The sequence below is a fragment of the Paenibacillus sp. M2 genome (assembly GCF_046713495.1).
Taxonomy (GTDB): Bacteria; Bacillota; Bacilli; order Paenibacillales; family Paenibacillaceae; genus Paenibacillus; species Paenibacillus amylolyticus_B.
The window spans coordinates 3,352,465-3,373,110 of the sequence record NZ_CP169648.1; the positions used below are offsets into that span (position 1 = coordinate 3,352,465).

15 protein-coding genes are annotated in these 20,646 nt (G+C 47.8%); 14 read left to right on the top strand and 1 reads right to left on the bottom strand.

Annotated elements, in window-relative coordinates; all coding sequences use genetic code 11:
* Nucleotides 1-123: 123 nt before the first annotated feature.
* On the bottom strand, nt 124-891 hold the full coding sequence (locus ACETMN_RS15320; protein WP_047842955.1) for a helix-turn-helix domain-containing protein: 768 nt from the start codon (nt 889-891) through the stop codon (nt 124-126).
* A gap of 274 nt (nt 892-1,165) precedes the next feature.
* On the opposite strand from ACETMN_RS15320, the gene ACETMN_RS15325 reads away from it, so the two are divergent.
* From ACETMN_RS15325 to ACETMN_RS15390, 14 genes are all read left to right on the top strand, one after another.
* Nucleotides 1,166-2,518: an ABC transporter substrate-binding protein gene (locus tag ACETMN_RS15325; RefSeq protein WP_091016292.1), complete on the top strand. Its 1,353-nt coding sequence runs from the start codon at nt 1,166-1,168 to the stop codon at nt 2,516-2,518.
* Between the two features lie 105 nt (nt 2,519-2,623).
* Nucleotides 2,624-5,521 (top strand): extracellular solute-binding protein, encoded by a 2,898-nt coding sequence (locus ACETMN_RS15330; protein WP_091016290.1) that lies wholly within the window; start codon nt 2,624-2,626, stop codon nt 5,519-5,521.
* Nucleotides 5,522-5,540: 19 nt separating this feature from the next.
* Nucleotides 5,541-6,497, top strand: a complete 957-nt coding sequence (locus tag ACETMN_RS15335; RefSeq protein ID WP_036615906.1) for a carbohydrate ABC transporter permease — start codon at nt 5,541-5,543, stop codon at nt 6,495-6,497.
* Nucleotides 6,498-6,499: 2 nt separating this feature from the next.
* Nucleotides 6,500-7,375: a carbohydrate ABC transporter permease gene (locus ACETMN_RS15340; RefSeq protein WP_091016289.1), complete on the top strand. Its 876-nt coding sequence runs from the start codon at nt 6,500-6,502 to the stop codon at nt 7,373-7,375.
* Nucleotides 7,376-7,390: 15 nt separating this feature from the next.
* The gene (locus tag ACETMN_RS15345) at nt 7,391-8,854 is read left to right on the top strand and encodes an NHL repeat-containing protein (RefSeq protein ID WP_036670947.1); all 1,464 of its coding nucleotides are present in this window, start codon (nt 7,391-7,393) and stop codon (nt 8,852-8,854) included.
* Nucleotides 8,838-9,473: a YIP1 family protein gene (locus ACETMN_RS15350; protein ID WP_074095068.1), complete on the top strand. Its 636-nt coding sequence runs from the start codon at nt 8,838-8,840 to the stop codon at nt 9,471-9,473. Before ACETMN_RS15345 ends, ACETMN_RS15350 begins: the two co-directional genes overlap by 17 nt.
* A gap of 17 nt (nt 9,474-9,490) precedes the next feature.
* Complete coding sequence (locus tag ACETMN_RS15355) at nt 9,491-12,067, top strand: DUF5696 domain-containing protein (RefSeq protein ID WP_411736301.1); 2,577 nt, start codon at nt 9,491-9,493, stop codon at nt 12,065-12,067.
* Between the two features lie 53 nt (nt 12,068-12,120).
* Nucleotides 12,121-12,966, top strand: a complete 846-nt coding sequence (locus ACETMN_RS15360) for a carbohydrate ABC transporter permease (protein ID WP_411736302.1) — start codon at nt 12,121-12,123, stop codon at nt 12,964-12,966.
* Between the two features lie 17 nt (nt 12,967-12,983).
* A complete protein-coding gene (locus ACETMN_RS15365; RefSeq protein WP_036615897.1) occupies nt 12,984-13,931 on the top strand; it encodes a carbohydrate ABC transporter permease in 948 nt (315 codons plus the stop codon).
* Nucleotides 13,932-13,989: 58 nt separating this feature from the next.
* Nucleotides 13,990-14,124: a hypothetical protein gene (locus ACETMN_RS15370; protein WP_256704251.1), complete on the top strand. Its 135-nt coding sequence runs from the start codon at nt 13,990-13,992 to the stop codon at nt 14,122-14,124.
* An 81-nt stretch (nt 14,125-14,205) separates the two neighbouring features.
* On the top strand, nt 14,206-15,909 hold the full coding sequence (locus tag ACETMN_RS15375) for an RICIN domain-containing protein (RefSeq protein ID WP_100526246.1): 1,704 nt from the start codon (nt 14,206-14,208) through the stop codon (nt 15,907-15,909).
* 294 nt (nt 15,910-16,203) lie between these two features.
* The gene (locus tag ACETMN_RS15380) at nt 16,204-18,555 is read left to right on the top strand and encodes a helix-turn-helix domain-containing protein (protein WP_411736303.1); all 2,352 of its coding nucleotides are present in this window, start codon (nt 16,204-16,206) and stop codon (nt 18,553-18,555) included.
* Between the two features lie 275 nt (nt 18,556-18,830).
* Entirely contained in the window at nt 18,831-19,685 is an 855-nt protein-coding gene (locus tag ACETMN_RS15385; protein WP_411736419.1) for an ABC transporter permease, read from the top strand.
* Between the two features lie 27 nt (nt 19,686-19,712).
* Entirely contained in the window at nt 19,713-20,642 is a 930-nt protein-coding gene (locus tag ACETMN_RS15390; RefSeq protein ID WP_036615892.1) for a carbohydrate ABC transporter permease, read from the top strand.
* Nucleotides 20,643-20,646: the final 4 nt, after the last annotated feature.

Genomic DNA, 20,646 nt, shown 5'->3' on the forward strand with positions numbered 1-20,646 from the left:
GGTGAATACTCTGGAATTGACCAAACCCAAACAACTACAAAAAAACGCAGGAAGAAGAATACATCCTGCGTTTTTTTGTAGTTATTATCTAATCGATACACAAACCGATTCGGCAATCCACCTTTAGGCCGTGTGGATTTTTTGTCTTCTATAAGCATTGGGACTTGATCCGGCATACGCTTTGAACTTTTTATAGAACCAATCAATATCCTTATAGCCTACCTCAATAGCAATCTCATATATTCGCAGATTCGTGGAAGACAACAACTGCTGTGCCTTTTCCATACGTTGCTGGAGCATATAATCATTGAAAGACATTTTCTCTTCCAGCTTGAACTTCTGTCCGAGGTACGCACAGTTAAAATGAAGCATGTCAGAGATCTTCTTCAGCGTGATTTCATCACTCAGATGATCCCGTACATAGGCCTTGACGATACGAATAACATGACTGGAGTGCATGGGTTTACCGTTCATTTGAACAGGTGTTTTGAAGAACGACGACGTTTTGTGTGCCGGGTCGGTTTCAAGATGGGATCTAAGTCCATGCAGACTGTTAAGTAAAGAAGAAGGACTAACTGGATACGGGAGATAATCATTTACCTGATACGTCAGGGCTTTGCGTACGAACCTGAAGTGATCTCTTCCACCCATCAGGAGGATAGGTATCTGACTTTTTTTTCGAATGTCGTTGCATAACCAGAGCCCCGCGGTATCAAACCTCTCTGTATGTACCATAACAAGGGAAAAGTCTCGTTCTGACAATGCGGTCAAAGCCTCGGCCGATGAGAACACACAATTTGCGATAGTATATTGAGCTTTGCTCCGTAGCAACATCTGTTGCAACTCCCCGCACAAACGACGGCTGAAATCCACAAGTAAAATATCATACATGAAGCAATACCTCACCTTCTGCTGAATTGTAATGCGCTAGATTAACTGAAATTTGACTTAATTTCATTATGGTAATAAAAGAAAGCGCATACAATGTGCATATTTTTGTAGACAGTGCATTTCTTTACCAATTAAAACCTATAATGCACTTTGCTCGTGCAAAATTACACGAATCTATATTCAGCCCGGGTAAACATCTGTATTTCGGCAGGTTGTTTGCGCTTTCATTTGAACGATACACTGTGATAGCAAACGACAATCAGGGGGGAAGACGATGAGAAAAAACAAGTTCATGCTACTGAGCCTGGTATTTGCGGTCTTGTTGGTGATTGCTGCATGCAGTTCTGCACCTACCGCTCAACCTGAGCCGGAAAAGACAACACAGGAGGAACAAAAACCCGCGGAAACCGAGCCAAAGAATGAAAACTCCACGCCAGAAATGGACTTTGACATGGGTGGCAGAACCATCAAGGTTGTTGCTTGGTGGGACATGGAAATACAGGGGAACAACCCGGACAACATTCAACGCCTTGAGAATCTCGAAGCGCTGAAGAAAAAACACAACTTTAATATTGAATATGTTTCCATCGATTTCGGTGAATATCAGGAAAAAGTAGTTGCTTCCCTGATGGCTGGTGAACCGCTTGGCGATCTGGTGAGACTGGGCAAAAACTATGCCATTCCGGCATTGACCAAACAGGATCTGTTATGGCCGGTGGATGATTATATTAAAAACGACAAGGTATTCAACCAGAAAACAACCAAGGAATACATGCAGTATGAAGGCAAAGGTTACGGCTTTACCGAGGACCAGTCCTCGTTTATCAACGGAATTTTCTATAATCGCACACTCATGCAAGAGCTCGGCTTGAAGCCACTTCAGGAGTATGTGGATGCCGATGAATGGAACTGGGATACGTTCATCAGCGTTGCCAAGCAAGCGAACAAGGATCGAAACAATGATGGCAAGCTGGACACTTGGGGACTCGCGCAAACGGGCTTGCTGGAACCGATTCTGTATTCCAACGAGGCTTCTCTGACCAAAGAGGATAAGCAGAACCTGGAAGATCCAAAAACGAAAGAAGCGTTGAACTTCCTGTCCAAACTGGCTACCGAGAAGGTCGGCAGAGCTTCTGAGGGCGGCGATTGGACAGAGCCATCCACGTTCTTCCGTCAAGGCAACACCTTGATGTATTCAGGTGCCATGTACGAAGTCGAAGGTATTATGACGGATATGCAGGACTACGATATTGGTTTTGTACCGTTTCCAAAAGGTCCAAGTGCAACAGCGTATCACTCCGGTGAGTCACGTTACCAAGCTATAACGATTCCAAAAGCGGTAGAGAATCCGGAACAACTGATGTACATCTGGGAGAAAATTAATGAGATCGAATCGATCTATGAATACCCGGGACAATCCACACTGGAGACACATCTGACCGATGAAGCAGATATCAACAATGCCAGAGAGGTAGCGGAAGGTATGTTGGTTCTCGACCATAACACATTCCCGTCCTTGCCGTTCTGGGATTTTGATGGGGAACTCAAAGAAGGGGTATCCGTATCTACGCTGATCGAGAAATACAAGGCTCCTTTCCAGGCTGCGATTGATGAGGTTTACAAATAAGTATCACGTTACACGGGCAGAACGCACCAGTGAAGGTGCGGTCTGTCCGGGTTAGTCAATCGTTCAGTTCTCTCAACGCTTACAGGAAAGGGGATACAATCAAACATGCGGTCACGTAAGAAAAAGGGACTAATCCTGGTGCTTGTCCTGGCCTTGGTGCTCTCCATATGGACACTATATCCATCGCGGGATCGTAATCCGGGAACGGTACATGCGCTTGAGGACTTTGAGGCGGTATCGGGAACCGAGGATTCATTCAGTTATGAGCATTATCTGACTGCTCATGACAATACGGCCAAACCGGATGAAATTGTACGCATCGAAGGCGAATCTTATGTTCAGGCAGAGGATGGGGAATTTGAGGTTGTGCAAGGGTACGCCGGATTAGACGGAAATGCCGTAATTACGCCGGAAACTGGAACCATTCGCTGGGATGTTCCCGTTCAAGTGAGCGGTTTGTACAACATTCGCATTCACTATTATCCCGTAGAAGGCAAAAGCTCCGGGATCGAACGCAAGCTTGAGCTTAATGGTAAGGTTCCCTTCAGAGGGGCCGATATTCTTCTGTTTGACAGGGTATGGGGGAATCGCGAGGATAACGTCCGGCAGGACGATCGTGGCAATGAGCTTAGACCAAGACAAGTGGAGCAGCCCGAATGGCAACTGACTTCCTTCAAGGACAGTGCAGGGTACTTCGAGGAACCGTTTCAGTTTTATTTTGAAAAAGGCAGTCAGAAGTTATCGCTCACTTCATTAAGAGAAAGCATGGCGATCGATTATATCGAGCTGTACCAAGAAAGCGAAGTTCCTTCCTATGCAGAGCTGGAGCAGACCTATGCCTCACTCGGCTTGAAACAATCGGCTCCTGTCATGTTGAAAGTTCAGGGGGAGGAAGCTGTTAGCAAATCATCTCCTACACTTGCACCAATCTCGGACCGATCAAGTCCTTCACTCGAGCCTTATAATGTATCGAAAATTCGGATGAACGCCATCGGGGGCATTAACTGGAAACTGCCGGGCGAATGGATTGAATGGGAAATTGACGTGCCTGAAGACGGACTATATCAACTGGCGCTTAAAGTGAAGCAGGATCAATTGCGTGGCATCTATGCCACCCGCAGTCTGACGATTAACGGTGAAGTACCGTTTAAGGAAATGAAACGCATTCGATTTAATTACAGCCCGGCTTGGCAAACTCAGGTGTTGGGTTCGGGAGAGGATAAGCCATATCAGTTTCATCTTGAAAAAGGAAAACACCGAATCCGAATGACGGTTACACTTGGCGACATCGCTCCACTGTTGCGGACCGTGGAATCCAGCGTGCTGGAACTGAATGAGATGTATCGCAAAATATTAATGATCACCTCCAACAGTCCGGACCCACTGCGGGATTACCAACTGGAACGGCGTATTCCGGAGATGACGGAGGTGTTTGAACAACAAGCTGACACCTTGCGCTCCGTTGCAGATTACCTGGAAAAGGCCACGGGTGAGCAAAGTGACAAAGTGGCCGTACTGCACGCCATGGTATTGCAGCTTGAAGATATGGCCTCCAGACCAGAGACGGTTCCCAAACGGCTGGATACGTTCAAAATTAACGTAGGTGGTCTCGGCACATGGATTCTATCGGTACGTGAACAGCCGATTACGTTGGATTACCTTGTCGTATCTCCGCCGGGTGAATCGCTGCCAAAAGCGGAAGCGAGCACCGTCCAGCAGGTGAAGCACGAACTGGGCGCATATGTTGCCTCGTATACCGAAGATTACGACAGCATTGGTAACGTGGAACAAAAGAAGGATGCCATCACCGTATGGATCACGACCGGACGAGATCAGGCCCAAGTACTGAAAGGCATGATTGACGATTCGTTTACCCCGGATACGGATGTGTCCGTGCAGTTACGTCTCGTTCCGCCTAATATTTTGCTGCCCGCAACACTCTCGGGGGAAGGACCGGATGTTGCCATGCAGATGGGCGAAGACATTCCGGTGAACTATGCGATGAGGAATGCAACGGCGGATCTAAGCCAGTTCCCCGATTTCGAGGAAATTTCGGGCAGGTTCCGTGAAAGCGGATTGACGCCTTACCGCTACAACGACGGGGTATATGCCCTTCCGGAGCAGCAGCATTTTCCAATGCTCTTTTACCGCAAAGATATTCTGAATGAACTGGGCCTCGAACCACCGAAAACATGGCAGGACGTATATAACGCCATCGCCGTGCTGCAGAAGCATAACATGGAGTTTTATCTGCCGATTGAGGATACGCTGAACAATGCCAACCTGGTTCCCAATTCAACCTTTGCGATGTTGTTATATCAGAATGACGGAACGTTCTACACCGAAGACCAGAAGAAAAGTGCACTGGATTCGGAGATTTCAATGGACGCGTTCAAACGCTGGACGCAATTTTATACCAATTACAAGTTTCCGCTCAAAGCCGATTTTCCGAACCGCTTCCGTACCGGGGAAATGCCGATCGGAATTGCTGATTACACCACGTATAACATGCTGACGGTTATGGCTCCGGAAATCCGCAATCTCTGGGACTTTACGATTGTTCCAGGTACACAGCTTCCGGATGGGTCCATACGGCATGAAGTGGCCAGCGCTACGAGCGCGGTGATGATGCTCGAAAATGCCGACAACAAGGAAGCGGCGTGGAAGTTCATGAAATGGTGGACTGCTGAGCAGACCCAGATTGAATACGGGAGAGAAATGGAAGGTCTTATGGGAGCGGCTGCCCGTTACCCCACGGCCAATATCGAAGCCTTGAAGCAATTGCCTTGGCCTGTGAAGGATTATCAAAATCTCGAGAAACAATGGGAATGGGTACAGGGAATCCCGCAGCTTCCTGGAGGTTATTTCACGGGACGACATCTGGACAACGCCTTCCGCAAAGTGGTCAATGCAAATGAAAATCCGCGTGAAGCCTTATCAGACTATGTATTGTACATTGATGATGAAATAGAGTTGAAACGCAAGGAATTTAATCTGAAATAGAGGAAAGGGAGGGTAACGGTTGCAAGCTAAAACTACCAAGACAGCCGCCGCTCCTGCCGTCCATACCCGCCAGGTCGGCTGGTGGTCCCTATTGAAGCGGGATCTGTATCTTAGCAGGCATTATTATGTATTGATGGCACCGTTTATGCTGATTTTTTTCATGTTTACTGTCATTCCGGTCGGCATTTCACTCGGGCTCAGCTTTTTTCATTTCAATATGCTGGAGCTGCCGCGATTTGTCGGCTGGCAGAACTATTCCCGGCTTTTCCTGAACGATGACGTATTTCTGATCGCGCTCAAAAACACGCTGCTTTTTGCCGTAATTACAGGCCCTCTCAGTTATATTGCCTGCTTTTTGTTTGCGTGGATCATCAATGAGCTGTCTCCTAAAATTCGAGCGGTCATGACGCTGGTTTTCTATGCCCCATCCATATCGGGCAACGTCTTTTTCATCTGGCTGATCATCTTCTCGGGTGACAGCTACGGGTATATGAACGGATTTCTGATGCGCCTTGGCGTCGTACTGGAACCGATCCAATGGCTCGCAGACGAGAAGTATGTACTGGCAATCGTCATTATTGTACAGCTGTGGCTGAGCCTGGGAACCAGCTTCCTGGCCTTTATTGCAGGACTGCAAACCATTGATCGTTCTCTGGTTGAAGCAGGAACCGTAGACGGGATCAAAAACCGCTGGCAGGAGCTCTGGTACATCACCTTGCCTTCGATGAGACCGCAGCTGATGTTTGGTGCGGTAATGCAGATTACTGCTTCCTTCGCCGTAGCTGAGATCTCCATCGCACTGGCAGGTTTCCCGAGCGTAAACTATGCGGCACACACAGTTGTCACGCATCTGATGGACTTTGGAACCATTCGTTTCGAGATGGGGTATGCCTCGGCCATCGCAACGGTTCTGTTTGCCCTGATGCTGGGTACAAACGTTTTCACGCAAAAAATGCTTAGAAAGATAGGTGAATGACGATGACCAGCAAAGTACGTGCCGTGTTTGGCATGCCAAAAAGGCTCAATCGGTCATTTACCGTCAGCCTGTTGTTATTTGCATTGCTGGGCGTGTTCGGCTCCTTTATGGTGCTTCCGCTCATCTATGCAGTCAACAATGCATTCAAGCCGCTGGATGAGCTGTTTATTTTCCCGCCGCGTTTCTGGGTGAACAATCCGACAACGGAGAATTTTGCCGATTTGATCAACCTCATGGGCAATTCGTGGGTGCCGTTATCCCGCTATATTGCCAACACATTGCTCATTACGATACTTGGCACAGCGGGGCATATCCTTCTTGCATCTGCAGCAGCTTATCCGCTGGCGAAGTATCGTTTTCCGGGTTCCAAAGTGTTGTTCACCATTGTCATTCTGTCCCTGATGTTCTCGCCGCATGTTACGGCGATTCCGAACTACATGGTGATGTCCTGGCTTGGCTGGATTAACACTCATGCGTCCATTATTGTGCCATCACTTGCGTTCTCGCTAGGACTTTTCCTGATGAAACAGTTCATGGAGCAGATTCCCGATGCTTTGCTGGAGGCAGCCAAAATCGACGGAGCCAATGAATACCGGATATTCTGGAGCATCGTGATGCCCAATGTGAAGCCGGCATGGCTCACGCTCATGATCCTGCAGTTTCCAGCGTTATGGGGAACGGATGGCGGAAGCTTCATTTACAGTGAAAATCTCAAAACGCTGCATTATGCGCTCAGTCAGATTGTGCAGGGAGGGATTGCAAGAGCCGGTGTAGGTGCGGCTGTTGCCTTGCTGCTGATGATTGTACCGATCACTCTGTTTATTATCTCTCAGAGCAGTGTTATGCAGACGATGGCCACTTCGGGCATGAAAGAGTAGAAAGGAGGCAGCGAGGTGCGGAGAAGCACATGGAAAAAACGTAAATCGATCATCATGGGCATGATCTGCCTCCTGTTGTTCGTTCAAGAGGCGCCCTACGTGAATGCAGATGGTAAAACGGATGCGTATCATTATTCCTTCTGGGGTGACGCAGTTCCTTCACCGGCGGCATATGAGGCAACAACCATTATCACCGGCAAGAAGCTGAACACAACTCCTATGAAAGAGCCAAGTGACATGCATGTTACCGCCAATCAGCACGTCTTTGTGCTCGATTCGGGCAATGGCCGCATCATTGAGATGGATCGCAACTTCAAGCTGGTACGGACGATTGATTCATTTGAGCAGGAAGGCAAGGAAGATCATTTTAAAAATCCACAGGGATTGTACGTCACGGAAAAAGGTCATCTGCTGGTCGCTGATTCGGATAATCACCGGGTGGTGCATCTGGATGAACAGGGGAAGCTGGTCAAGATTGTGTCTGAACCAAAATCGGATCTGTTAAAAGCAGACTTCCAGTTTAAACCGATGCGGATTGTTATGGACAAAGGGGAGCGTATCTACGTCATGGCCGAAGGCGTATTTGATGGATTCATGGAGTTCAGCGCCGATGGTACGTTCTCTTCCTTCATTGGAGCGAACAGAGTTCAGGTGGACCCGGTGGAATATCTTTGGAAACGGTTTGCAACACGGGAGCAGCGCAGTCAGATGGTGATGTTCACTCCAACGGAATTTACCAATCTGGATATGGATGAAGAGGGCTTCATCTACGCCACTAGCGGGGATCGCGGCAAGGATCCGGTCAAGAAGCTGAATGCCCAGGGTACAGACATTTTGCGCAGAGAAGGCTATCAGACTCCGCAGGGTGATTTGCTGTATACCCAGGAAGCAGGGCCATCCCGCCTGATTGATGTGGATGTGGGTGACAGTGACATGTATTCCGTACTGGATTCCAGCAAGGGCCGAATCTTTACCTACAATGGAGACGGATATCTGCTCCATATTTATGGGGGCATCGGGAACCGGCTGGGCCAATTTAATACACCTGTTGCCCTGGAACGTGCGGGAGACCGGATGTTAGTTCTGGATAAAGCGCTGGGTGAAATCACCGTCTTTCAAACAACTGAATACGGACGTACACTCCACGAAGCGGTGCGCAGCTACTATAACGGTGATGAAGATCAATCTTCGGTGCTGTTTGCCCAAGCTGCCGAGATGAACGCTAACTTGGAATATGCGTATGCGGGAATTGGCAAAGCATTGCTTCGTCAGAAGGAATACGCCGAGTCTGCGAAATATTTCAAGCGCAGCATGGAGCCCAAAGGGTATTCCAAAGCTTTTCTTTTGTACCGCAAAGAGCTGATGCGTGAGCATTTTTCATGGATGATGTCCGGTATATTCCTGGCTGTCGCTGCGATTGTCACCGTCATCATCGTTCGCAGGCAGAAAAGGAGGACTACGAATGCAGGCATCAAGTAAGCAACTATACCAGTACCCGCTGCATCTGATTTTTCATCCGTTTGACGGATACTGGGAACTGAAATATGAACGGAACCAGAGAAACTCACTGCTGATTGCTTTCATGATCCTGGTGCTTCTGGTCATCACCAAAATTTTGCATGCCCAGTACAGCGGTTTTCTCATTAATCTCAGTAATCCAAAGTACCTGAACAGTCTGCTCGAAATGTTATATGTCATTATACCGGTACTGTTTTGGTGTGTGGCGAACTGGTCGTTAACCACATTGATGGACGGGGAAGGCAAGTTCTCCGAGATTTTCATGTCAACGTGCTTTGCACTGGTACCGTTGTTACTCATTCATTTTCCATGGATCTGGCTGAGTCTTGTGATCTCTGCGCAGGAAACTGCCTTTTATTATTTCTCCAATGCACTCGCCGTTGTATGGACGGTATATCTGTTATTTGTGGGGAATATGACGGTTCATCAGTACACACCAGCCAAAACGGTGCTCACGATGCTGCTGACACTTGTAGCGATGGCGTTTATGGCATTTCTATGCCTGTTATTCTTTAGTCTTGTACAGCAGATTGTATCGTTTGTTGTAACCATCTATCAGGAATTAGTGCTTCGGGGCTAAGGGAGGAGGAAATTGTTATGAATTGTACCGTAGCCAAAAAAATAACAGGAATGCTGCTCGCGGGCAGTCTGCTTCTGGGCGGTTGTCAATTCTCGCCAACACCGCTCGCTCACGAGACAGTGACTGCCGCTGATCAGACGGACTTTCCCTCCCTGCCTCCCGGAGAGAAACTGAAATCATCGTTCAGCGATGTCCGCCTTCCCGGCATGGTAGGTATTGCGCAGAATGCTGCGCTGCAGTTGTTCATTAACGAAGAGACTGCCGAGATTGCAGTGATTCACACGCAGAGCGGGCAGATCTGGCGCAGCAATCCTGCAGATCGTGAGCAGGATGGGGTTGCTGCCGGGATAAACAAAGACCTTTTGTCATCACAGACGAAGCTCAGCTTCTTCAACAGCCTCGGACAGAGCAGCACCGTGAATTCCTTCACGGATAGTGTTGCACACAAGCAGATAAGCTACGAGGTGCTGCCAAGCGGCGTGCGGGTCCACTACCAGTTTGGAAGCACTGAGCGATCCATAGAAGACTTGCCGATGAAGATCAGCAAGGAGCGATTCGAACAAAGGCTGCTTGCACAGCTAGACAAGGCCGGGCAACGGGCCTTGAAGGTCGGCTATGCGGAAGACAAGGATGAAGGCGCTTACGTCCGGATTGATAAGGCGATGCAAGGATTGCAATTGTCCCGGGCCTTGAAGGCTTTTGACACAGCCGGTTACACATCGGAGGATCTGGCTCAGGATCATGCCGAGTTTGGCATTGAAGAGGAACGAAGTGGACCACGGCTGTTTATGCTTACGATGGAATATGAGCTGGATGGAGAGGATCTGCTCGTGCGTGTTCCGTCCTCAGGCATTCATTTTCCGGAGGAATATCCGATCAACAGCATATCTGTAATGGATTACTTCGGGGCCGGGGGTTCAGAAGAAGAGGGCTCCATACTGGTGCCGGACGGTTCGGGAGCGTTGATCCATTTTAACAATGGCAAGCTGCAGTATCCTGCCTATCAACAAGATATATACGGACCGGATATGACCATGAAACTACGGGAAGCAAGTTCGAATGAAGCCAGAGCCAGGTTGCCGGTATTTGGACTGATTCGGAAAGAGGGAGCTTTCCTGGGCATTATTGAAGAAGGGGATGCCGTTGCAGTTGTGAATGCCGATATCAGCGGCAAACTGAACAGTTACAACAACGTATATCCAAGCTTCTATGTCGTGAACAAGAGCGATGTGACGCTTCAGGCAAGTGATATGGTTCGTACACTTCCGAAATTCCAGAAGAAACCGACCGCGTCTGATTTCGTCGTTCGATATGCTTTTGTCGGGGCGGATAAAGCCTCGTACTCGGGACTTGCATCACTCTATCGGGATTATCTGGTGCAAAACGGCGGACTTCCCGAGCTGAATGCCAGCAAGGAGCAGAGTAACGTTCCCTTTTATCTGCAATTGTTCGGTGGCATGACAACAAGGCAGCATATGCTGGGCATACCGTATGATTCAACGGAGGCTTTGACCACGTTTGATGAAGCCAAAAACATTCTTTCCGCCTTGACGGAGAAGAAGGTATCCAATATTCAGGTGCGCTATGCGGGATGGCTTAACGGCGGACTCCATCATCGACTGCCGGATTCCATCCAAGTAGACGGCGCGGTAGGCGGGAAAAAGGGATTGCGGGAATTCAGCGCATATACACAAGAAGCGGGCATCGGTTTCTATCCCGATATCGCTCTGCTGAATGTGCAATCCAAAAAAGGGTTTAAACCGTCCAAAGAAGCTTCACGCACATTAACTCAGGAACCGGCGGTCTTATATCCGATGAACCAGGCCATACAGCGGCGGGACCGGGATCGTTCACCATCCTATGTGCTTTCGCCCAACATGCTGGAGGACGTGACGGCAGACATGTTAGATGAGCTGAGGTCCCTTCAAAAGGATGGACTGTCACTAAGCCTGAATGATCTGGCAGCTCAGTTAAACAGCGATATGAATCCGAAAAAGCTGGTGGACCGAACCCAAGCGCTTGGCTCCGTGAAGAAGGCACTTGAACAGATCGGACAGCAGTCTGGCTCGCTTGTTGCTGAAGGTGGGAACGCTTATGCCCTGCCGTATGTAACTGGTCTGACAGATGCGCCAATGACCAGCAGTCGTTTCAAGCTGGAGGATGAAGAGATTCCGTTCTATCAGCTCGTTGTACACGGCAGCATCGGTTATACGGGGACGCCATACAATCTCTCCACATATACCAATGCAAGGCAATATGTGTTGAAGCTGATTGAATATGGAGCCAGTCCTTACTTTGCATGGTTCAATGCGCCAAACCATGTTGTGAAAGAAACGGATTATGATGATCTCTACGCGGCGAATTATGAACAATGGATCGATCTGGCTGCCGAGATTTACAACGAGGTGAACCAGGTGAACCAGCCGTTTGCCGGACGTTCCATGATGTCCCATGAATCCCTGGAGGAGGGCGTCTTCCGGACAACATATGAAGGTGGCGGGTTCGTAATCGTCAATTATAACGACTTCCCTGTAGAAGTTAACAACGATACAGTGGAAGCCCAAAGCTATGTGACTGGTGGTGAGCAGCTCTGAAGACGCTCCTGAAATGGAAATGGGGAAGTCGTACGTATGCTCAGCAGAAAGCCATGTGGGGCGTAATCTACGTGCTTCCCTGGCTCATTGGTTTTGTGTTGTTTTTCTTCATTCCGCTGTTAGCCTCTCTGCGATACAGCATGAGTACAATTCAGGCTAACGCGGAAGGCATAGCAATTCAGTTCAACGGTGTTGCCAATTATATTCAGGCGCTGACCGTCAATACAAGCTTTAACCGTGCGTTAATTGAGGCGATCACAGACGTGCTCATCAACGTACCGCTTATCGTTATATTCAGTCTGTTCCTTGCCGTCATCCTGAATCAGAAGTTCAGGGGCCGGGCTGTAGCGCGGTCGATCTTTTTCCTGCCCGTTATTCTAGCATCGGGAGTGATTATGACACTGGAGAGCACCAGCTTGATTGAAGCGGTTAATCAGAGCAGCACAGGTGGAAGCTCACTCGGGACATTTGAACTCGAAAATCTGATGGTTAACGCCGGAGTGAGCGATTGGATCGTTACGTATCTGAGCAGCGCCGTAGATCGGATCTATCAGATCGTCAGTCAATCCGGTGTACAGATTTTGATCTTTTTGGCAGGGATCCAGACGATTTCCCCTCAACTGTATGAGGCTTCGAAGATGGAAGGGGCAACGGGTTATGAAACCTTTTGGAAAATTACGTTCCCAATGGTCAGCCCGCTTATTTTTGTCAATGCGATCTATACAATCATTGATTCGTTTGCCAATAACGCCATGACGGAACTGATCCGGGATACCGGCTTCGTCAAATTTGACTTTGGATTAAGTTCTGCCATGGCATGGGTCTACTTTCTGGCCATTGCCATCATTCTGGTTATCGTAAACATCATTTTCTCGAAGCGAGTCTTCTATCAAGATTAGAAAGGAGGGTGTCCCACGTGACAACATCACGATTATTATCGCTGGAGCATTGGAAAGGCTGGCTGTGGGCCATGATCCGATTCGTTCTGATTACCGGGCTTTCCTTCGTTATCCTGTTTCCCATATTTCAGAAGGTTTCCACATCCATCAAAGCTAAAGGTGATCTGTATTCGGCAGTGGTGGTGTGGATTCCACAGAACTTCTCCATCGACAATTTCAAAGAGGCGATACGCGTAATGGATTACTGGGCAACGCTGTTTAATACGTTTGCCCTGTCTGCAACGACTACACTGCTGACTACAGCATCTTGTGCACTTGCAGGATACGGATTCGCCAGACTGAAATTCAGGGGAAGCAACTGGCTGTTTGCCGGTGTAATTCTGACGATTCTTGTACCGCCAACGACCATTCTCATTCCGGTATACCTGAATCTGAAAAGCTTTGACCTGATGGGGCTTATGACGCTTATAGCCGGCAAACCTGTTAATTTGCTTAATACCTATTGGCCGTTTATTCTGACGGCGATTACGGCCAATTCACTTAAAGCCGGTTTGTACATCTTTATCTTCCGGCAATTCTTCAGAGGTATTCCGAAGGAAGTGGAGGAGGCGGCCTATGTGGACGGCGCGGGCATCGGACGAACATTTTCAAGAATCATGCTGCCCAATGCCATTCCGTCCATGGTAACAGTCATGCTGTTTTCCTTCGTATGGCAGTGGAACGACAGCTTTTATACGACGACTTATCTGACTTCAAGTAAAGTCATGTCGACTCAGTTATCGTCCCTTCCGTATAATCTGGCCCAGCAGGTTACTGACGGTGCAGCTTCCCAAGCCGATCCGTTCTATCTGAGTATGATCCAGGATACAGGAATTCTTCTTGCCATTCTGCCTTTGATCATCATCTATTTGTTTGTGCAACGATATTTCGTAGAGAGTGTAGAGCGTACGGGAATCGTCGGTTAAGTTAAGTTCTTCTGTACGTTTGGAGTGGGATCAGACTGGAAGAGGGAGGAGGAACTTCATGCAACATTCCATCTGTGAAAAGGGGGCATGTAACGATCTCATGAACGTCTGCTCACAGCAGAACCGCGATCCTTCCCTGCGCAGGATCCCCCTGCTGGTGTGGAACGGGCTGCGGGAGCGGGCGCCGACCTGAGCGATCTGTTTGATCAGAGATACTCTGACGGAGCATACTCGCGTTATTGCAAGGCAATATATCAGATCAGGAGGAATTAAAGTGAAGAAGTTCATGACATCTTGTAAACTTGTACTCATTCTGGCTTTATTGATCACAATTGCTCCATGGGGAGGCAGCCGTGCCGAAGCATGGGTGGGCATGCCGATGGGCAAGCTGCACGTAAACGGCAAAAACCTGGTGAACAGCAACAACCAGCCTGTGCTACTGAACGGTTGGCATCAACCCTCAGGTGCCTACTGGACGTATCAGGACAGCAATTATTACCTCAATTTGCACGGCAATAACCGTCATGCAGCTACACTGGCTTATCTGAAAGACATTACCGATACTTTTGCTGACACCAGCGCGAAGTACGGAAGCAATCATGGCTGGAATATGAATCAGGTACGTCTGTTCATCGATCGTCAGGACATGGGAGATGTGGCTGCTGGTACATATAACTTTGCCGGTGTGCAGACCGTTACGCAAAATGTAATTATTCCGTATATTCAATATGCCAAAACAAAAGGTGTCTATGTTGTCCTAGGACTGGACTTCACATTGAAGGATGATCAGGCGACAACACCTGCCAACCTGCAAAAATTCAACGAAATCTGGGGTTATCTCGCTTCACGCCCGGAGATCAAAAGTGCAGACAACGTTCACTTCGAACTGATCAACGAACCGGTGAAATCCTATGCCAATGGACATTGGGGTGGATACAACGGGGAAAATGACTTTGTGGATCACTGGAATGACTTGCGTAATTTCCAAAATTCCATGATTTCAACAATTCGCAGCAAAGGTGCGGACAACGTCATCTGGGCGGCAGGTCTGGGATACAACCAATTTTACAGCTTGACGGCAAGCCATCCATTGACTGATCCGCTCAATAACTATGGATATGCGGTTCACTGGTACCCTGGTTATGGCGCATATGACAACTTCTCTATCCTGCAAGACCAGTGGAATACCAACGTGAAGGCAGCTGCTGACAAATATCCGATTAATATTACCGAGGTAACCTGGTTCAAAAACAAACCTGGCGATTCGGCCTATTGGAACTTGTTTAATGGTAGCAATGAAGGTTTTGGCACCAATACCAAAACGATTTTCAACGCATCAGGCAATGTCAGCATTGCAGCTCATATGAACGGATTCATTCTAAGTGAAGGACCACGAAGCTCCTTTGCCGATCCTACGGCAGGCCTGAAGTGGGACGGTGATGCTTCACGGAGTGCCATGGGACGATTCCTGTTTAACTGGTACCATGAACGTGCTCAGACTTACCCGGGCAGTGGAACAGGTGGACCGACAACGGGTCTTGTATCCGGTGCAACTTATAAAATCGTAGCCCGGCATTCCAACAAAGTTGTTGATGTTCCTGGTGGTCAAAATGAAAATAATCTTCAGCTCCAGCAGTGGAGTGATCTGGGCGGTAACCCTCAGAAGTGGGTTCTGACCTCGATCGGTAGCGGCAACTATACACTGACAAGTGTGAACTCACCGGACAAAGTCATCGATATTCGCAACGGTACCCTCACCAATGGGGAAGCGGTTCAACTCATGAGCAATCTGAACACAACCGCTCAGCATTTTAAGGTCAACGATCTTGGTAACGGGTACTGGAGTATCATCAACGTGAACAGCAATAAAGCGATTGAAGTGGCAAACGCTTCCACTTCGGATGGAGCCTTGCTGCAGCAGAGCACCTACACAGGTGCTACAAACCAACAATGGAAATTTGTTGCCGTTAGCAATTAATAAGCACAACGTTAAACAAAAACCTCCCCAAGTCATTCCATGTCTTGGGGAGGTTTTTTGCGTTTATTTTTGATACTTTGGGATGGATGTCATGCGAAGGTAAAATACAACTATATTTGTGCGCTAACCCGCAGACCAACAATTATTTTCATGCAAGCATTGTACGCTACAGTATGTAAATGTACCATAAGGAAGAAGTTGTACCTTCACCAGGAAGAAATGCCCGGTGTATCATTGAACAGCTACCTTAACACAGAGAAATGTAAGCGCTCGATAAAAAAAGGGAGGGTACATATGCAGCTCCTATGGTCCAAATTTTCACCCGTGTTCCGCCGATTCCTCATTTCGTATCTTGTCATTCTGATGATTCCTCAAATTGCGGGATATGCCTCTTACCGAGCTTCTATTGAAGCGGCCCGTTCCAGTTCCATTGAAAACAGCTTGAAGTCGCTGAGTCTCGGGAAAGAGATCATTGAGCGAAATCTTCTTCAAGTCGAAGCTTTTACCAGACAGCTTGCCGTCAATCCCGATTTGCAAAATTTAATTGCTGGGCCAAAGCCGCATGATCTCTACAATGTCTACGGTATGAACCGTATGCAGCGGAGCCTCTCCATGTACAGCAGTACCAATGATTACTTGTCCCATTTCTTCATTCACATTCCGAACTACAATGCCATCATCACACCAAGAACTGTGTATTATCGTCCAGAGCATTATTATGCTGCCAATCAGCTGGACGGTATGTCGTTTGAACAATGGCATGACCAAATTCTTAAACAACCACACTTTAATGAAATCATACCGCTTCGAAACTATAAACGTGAAATACTCGGCACTGTGCTTGCAGACGTTCCCGCCATTACGTTTCTGCAATCTCTGCCTTTGAACAGCTTCAACAAACCGCAAGCGACGATTGGTGTCATGATTGATCAGGATCAGATGGCCAGCCTTACTCAAAATATTGTGGATCAATATGGCGGCTGGACTCTCGTCACTGATGCGGAAGGACAGATCATTTTCTCCCATGGCATTGAACAAGCCGAAGCCGAGCAAATGGCACAGAGTCGCCAGAGAGAAGATAACGCTGCGGAAACGGAGCTGAACGTGCAGAATGTACAGCCTGGAAATGATGGTCGGCTGCTGATATCGATGCAGTCCAGTCAAAATGGATGGAATTACATGGCAGGGATTCCGGAAAAAGCACTCATGACAAAAGCGGACCAAATCAAACAAGTCACGCTGGTCTTTACTTTGGCAACCATTGCCTTGGGACTGTTATTCGGGCTGGTTCTGGCCTATCGGAATAGTGCACCCGTTTACAGATTGTTGGCCTCTTTTAGGGAACAAATCACCGATTCCCCAGGCAGACGGGGCAATGAATATGATTTTTTGGCAAGCCATATTAACAATCTCATTGCTAATAATGACTCACTTAAAAACGCCATGAATGAGCAGATTCCGTTATTGAGAGACGGTTTTATCAAACGTTTGTTAACGGGAGAAGTCTATACCTCACTTGAGTTGGAGGTTATCTCATCCCAGGCGCACATTTCTCTTCATAGCAGCAAGGGCTTGGCAGGCTTAGTGAAGGTAAACGGATATGCCAATCCGGACAGTGAAGAAACGATCCATGAACTGGGTGTCGCAAGGCTGCTCATCAAACAGGTACTTACAGAGTGTAATGCGCAGCTGCTGATCACGGATTGGGGAACAGACCAGATCGCTTTTGCCTGTCCATTGGATGAGAACTCACTGAATGAAGCTATAGGGAGATGTGAAAAAGAGCTGAACACCTTGATGGAAGTGATCTACCGGGAGCATCGGATATCCACAACAATTGGCACAGGTGCAGCTTACGAGGTCTGGAATGATGCAGGGCGTTCCTTTGACGAAGCCAAACAAGCTCTGGATTATGCCATTCATATGGGAACAGATCATCTGGTGAGATTTGAAGATACGATGAAGGAAAATGAAATGTTCTATTATCCGATTGAGTCTGAACAGCGCCTGCTGAACACAATCAAAGTCGGTGAGCCTGAAGAGGCGATACGTATTCTGGAGCAATTGTTTCTTCGTAATTTAGAAGAGCGGGAACTGTCCTACGAGATGACACAGCAGTTCATCATGGAGCTGAAGGGGACTTTTCTGAAGCTGGACGAACCCAAATTCAAGTTGGATGCCTCCCTGCTGGAGGAATATAAAACCCGGGTGACATCCATTCAGATGACAGAAACGATTACTTCGCTGCGTGCAAAGTTCAAACGGTTAACGGAAGACATCTGCGGTGATTTCCAGAGAAGAAGAGCAGGAGCACATGCGGATACTGTAAGCGAAATGATTTGTTTTATCCAACAACATTATGGGGATGCAAACTTGACGATCTATCGGATTGCCGAGCACATGAGCAAGTCCGAGAAGTTTATATCCCAACTATTCAAAGAACATACGGGAGAGAATCTTTCCGATTATGTAGAACGGGTACGCATCGATGCTGCCTCGAACTTGTTGCACTCCACCGGTCAGACCATTGACGAGATAGCGGAGGCCACCGGGTATAATAGTGCACATTCATTCCGCCGAGCTTTCAAGCGGGTACGCGGCATTTCTCCGAGTGTATTTCGGAAAATGGACGTTCATAGCGGTTAATGTAGGCTGTTTCTCGGGAACTATATTCGCTATTTGTACTTTCTCAGCGTAACTGTACCTTTACGCATCCCCAGCGCAATCTTATGATTACTCAAAAAGTAAGCGCTACCAAGTTGAGCTGAAGTTCAGCACGATTGGAAGCCAAGAATGGGGGGATGATTCTGAGAACCACAATGACCAGTGAATCAAAGTCCGTGGAGAAACCAAGTAAACCGTTTGCCTTGAAGCAAGCATTATCCAGAAGCTGGAGGCGACATTGGCAGCTATATCTGCTGATCCTGCCACCGATTGCTTACTTTATTATTTTCAAGTATGTACCTATGGTGAATGCGATCCTGGCATTTAAAGATTACAACGTCATCAAGGGGATCTGGGGCAGTCCGTGGGCCGGAACCAAGTATTTCGAATTACTTTTTAAAAATCCGGCGTTTGTCATGCTGATCAAGAACACACTCTACATTTCGTTTTACAGCCTGATCGTTGGTTTCCCGATTCCTATATTACTGGCGCTCGCGCTGAACGAAATCAAAAACATACGATTCAAAAAAACAGTACAAATGGTGACATATGCTCCATATTTCATCTCTACTGTTGTTATGGTCTCCATCATTATGCTCTTTCTGTCTCCTAGGCTGGGTATTGTCAACACGATTGCAGGTGCCTTTGGTTTCGAAGCGGTGAATTTTCTCGGTGAGCCCGGACTGTTTCGATCCATCTACGTATTCTCCGATGTGTGGCAGGGAATGGGGTACTCGGCTGTGATATATCTGGCTGCTCTGGCAGGTGTTGATCCATCCCTGTATGAAGCCGCCAAAGTGGACGGAGCCAACCGAATACAGAAAATCATCAATGTTGATCTGCCTGGACTACTTCCGGCAGCCGTCATCATTCTGATCCTGAGTGTAGGGAATATCATGGCTGTTGGGTTCGAAAAAATATATTTGCTGCAAAATCCGCTCAACCTGTCTGCTTCGGAGATTATCTCCACCTATGTCTATAAAATAGGATTGCTGAATGCCAATTATAGCTTCGCTACTGCGGTTGGCCTGTTCAACTCGGTGATTAACCTGATTCTGCTATTAATCGTAAACGCGGTCGCCAAGCGACTGTCCAATACAAGCTTATGGTAACGGGAGCGAAAGGAGGAGAACCAACCCATGCCTAACACACAGACAAATGCAGGTCGTTCGCGGATCAAGAGCAGCAGTACGATTCGTGAATCCTGGGGAGACCGTGTATTTATAACGGTTGTTTACTTCATGTTGACAGTGGTGCTGATTGCCGTGCTGTATCCCTTGATATATATTGTGAGTTCTTCGCTCAGCAGCCCAGCTGCCGTCTCCTCGGGAAAAGTCTGGTTGTGGCCCATTGACCTGACGTTTGACGGTTACAAGTCTGTATTGCGGAATGATCAAGTCCTTACCGGTTATGCCAATTCCCTTTTTTATACAGCCTGCGGCACCTTCATCAGCGTAGCACTGACCATTATGATTGCTTATCCATTATCCAAAAAAACGTTTGTTGGTCGCAGCTCGTTAATGATGTTTATTACCTTCACCATGTTGTTCTCAGGCGGTTTGATCCCTACCTATCTGGTGGTCAAAACCATGGGACTGATTGATACCCGCTGGGCGTTGCTGATTCCCAATGCCGTCTGGGTATGGCAAGTCATCATTGCCCGTACCTTTTTTCAGAATTCGATACCGGAAGAATTGTCCGAAGCAGCAGACATCGATGGCTGCAGTGACATCCGGTTTATCTTCAGTATTATCCTGCCACTCGCCAAACCGATTATCGCCGTGTTGTCACTTATGTACGCTGTCGGTCAGTGGAATGCATACTTTGACGCCCTCATCTATCTGAAATCACAGTCGCTCTATCCGCTACAGCTGATATTACGCAGCATTCTTATTCTGAACAGCAGTACGGGGAGCATGGATGCATCGGAAATGATCAAACAGCAGCAGATGGCTGAACTCATGAAGTACTCGTTAATTGTGATGGCCAGCTTGCCGGTGCTAATCATCTATCCTTTTGTTCAACGGTATTTCGTGCAAGGTATGCTGATTGGCTCAGTTAAAGGATAAGTTC

Coding starts and splice junctions, on each gene's coding strand:
- ACETMN_RS15320 (WP_047842955.1), bottom strand. CDS start 891: ATGTATGATATTTTACTTGTGGATTTCAGCCGTCGTTTGTGCGGGGAG.
- ACETMN_RS15325 (WP_091016292.1), top strand. CDS start 1,166: ATGAGAAAAAACAAGTTCATGCTACTGAGCCTGGTATTTGCGGTCTTG.
- ACETMN_RS15330 (WP_091016290.1), top strand. CDS start 2,624: ATGCGGTCACGTAAGAAAAAGGGACTAATCCTGGTGCTTGTCCTGGCC.
- ACETMN_RS15340 (WP_091016289.1), top strand. CDS start 6,500: ATGACCAGCAAAGTACGTGCCGTGTTTGGCATGCCAAAAAGGCTCAAT.
- ACETMN_RS15350 (WP_074095068.1), top strand. CDS start 8,838: ATGCAGGCATCAAGTAAGCAACTATACCAGTACCCGCTGCATCTGATT.
- ACETMN_RS15355 (WP_411736301.1), top strand. CDS start 9,491: ATGAATTGTACCGTAGCCAAAAAAATAACAGGAATGCTGCTCGCGGGC.
- ACETMN_RS15360 (WP_411736302.1), top strand. CDS start 12,121: ATGTGGGGCGTAATCTACGTGCTTCCCTGGCTCATTGGTTTTGTGTTG.
- ACETMN_RS15370 (WP_256704251.1), top strand. CDS start 13,990: ATGCAACATTCCATCTGTGAAAAGGGGGCATGTAACGATCTCATGAAC.
- ACETMN_RS15380 (WP_411736303.1), top strand. CDS start 16,204: ATGCAGCTCCTATGGTCCAAATTTTCACCCGTGTTCCGCCGATTCCTC.
- ACETMN_RS15390 (WP_036615892.1), top strand. CDS start 19,713: ATGCCTAACACACAGACAAATGCAGGTCGTTCGCGGATCAAGAGCAGC.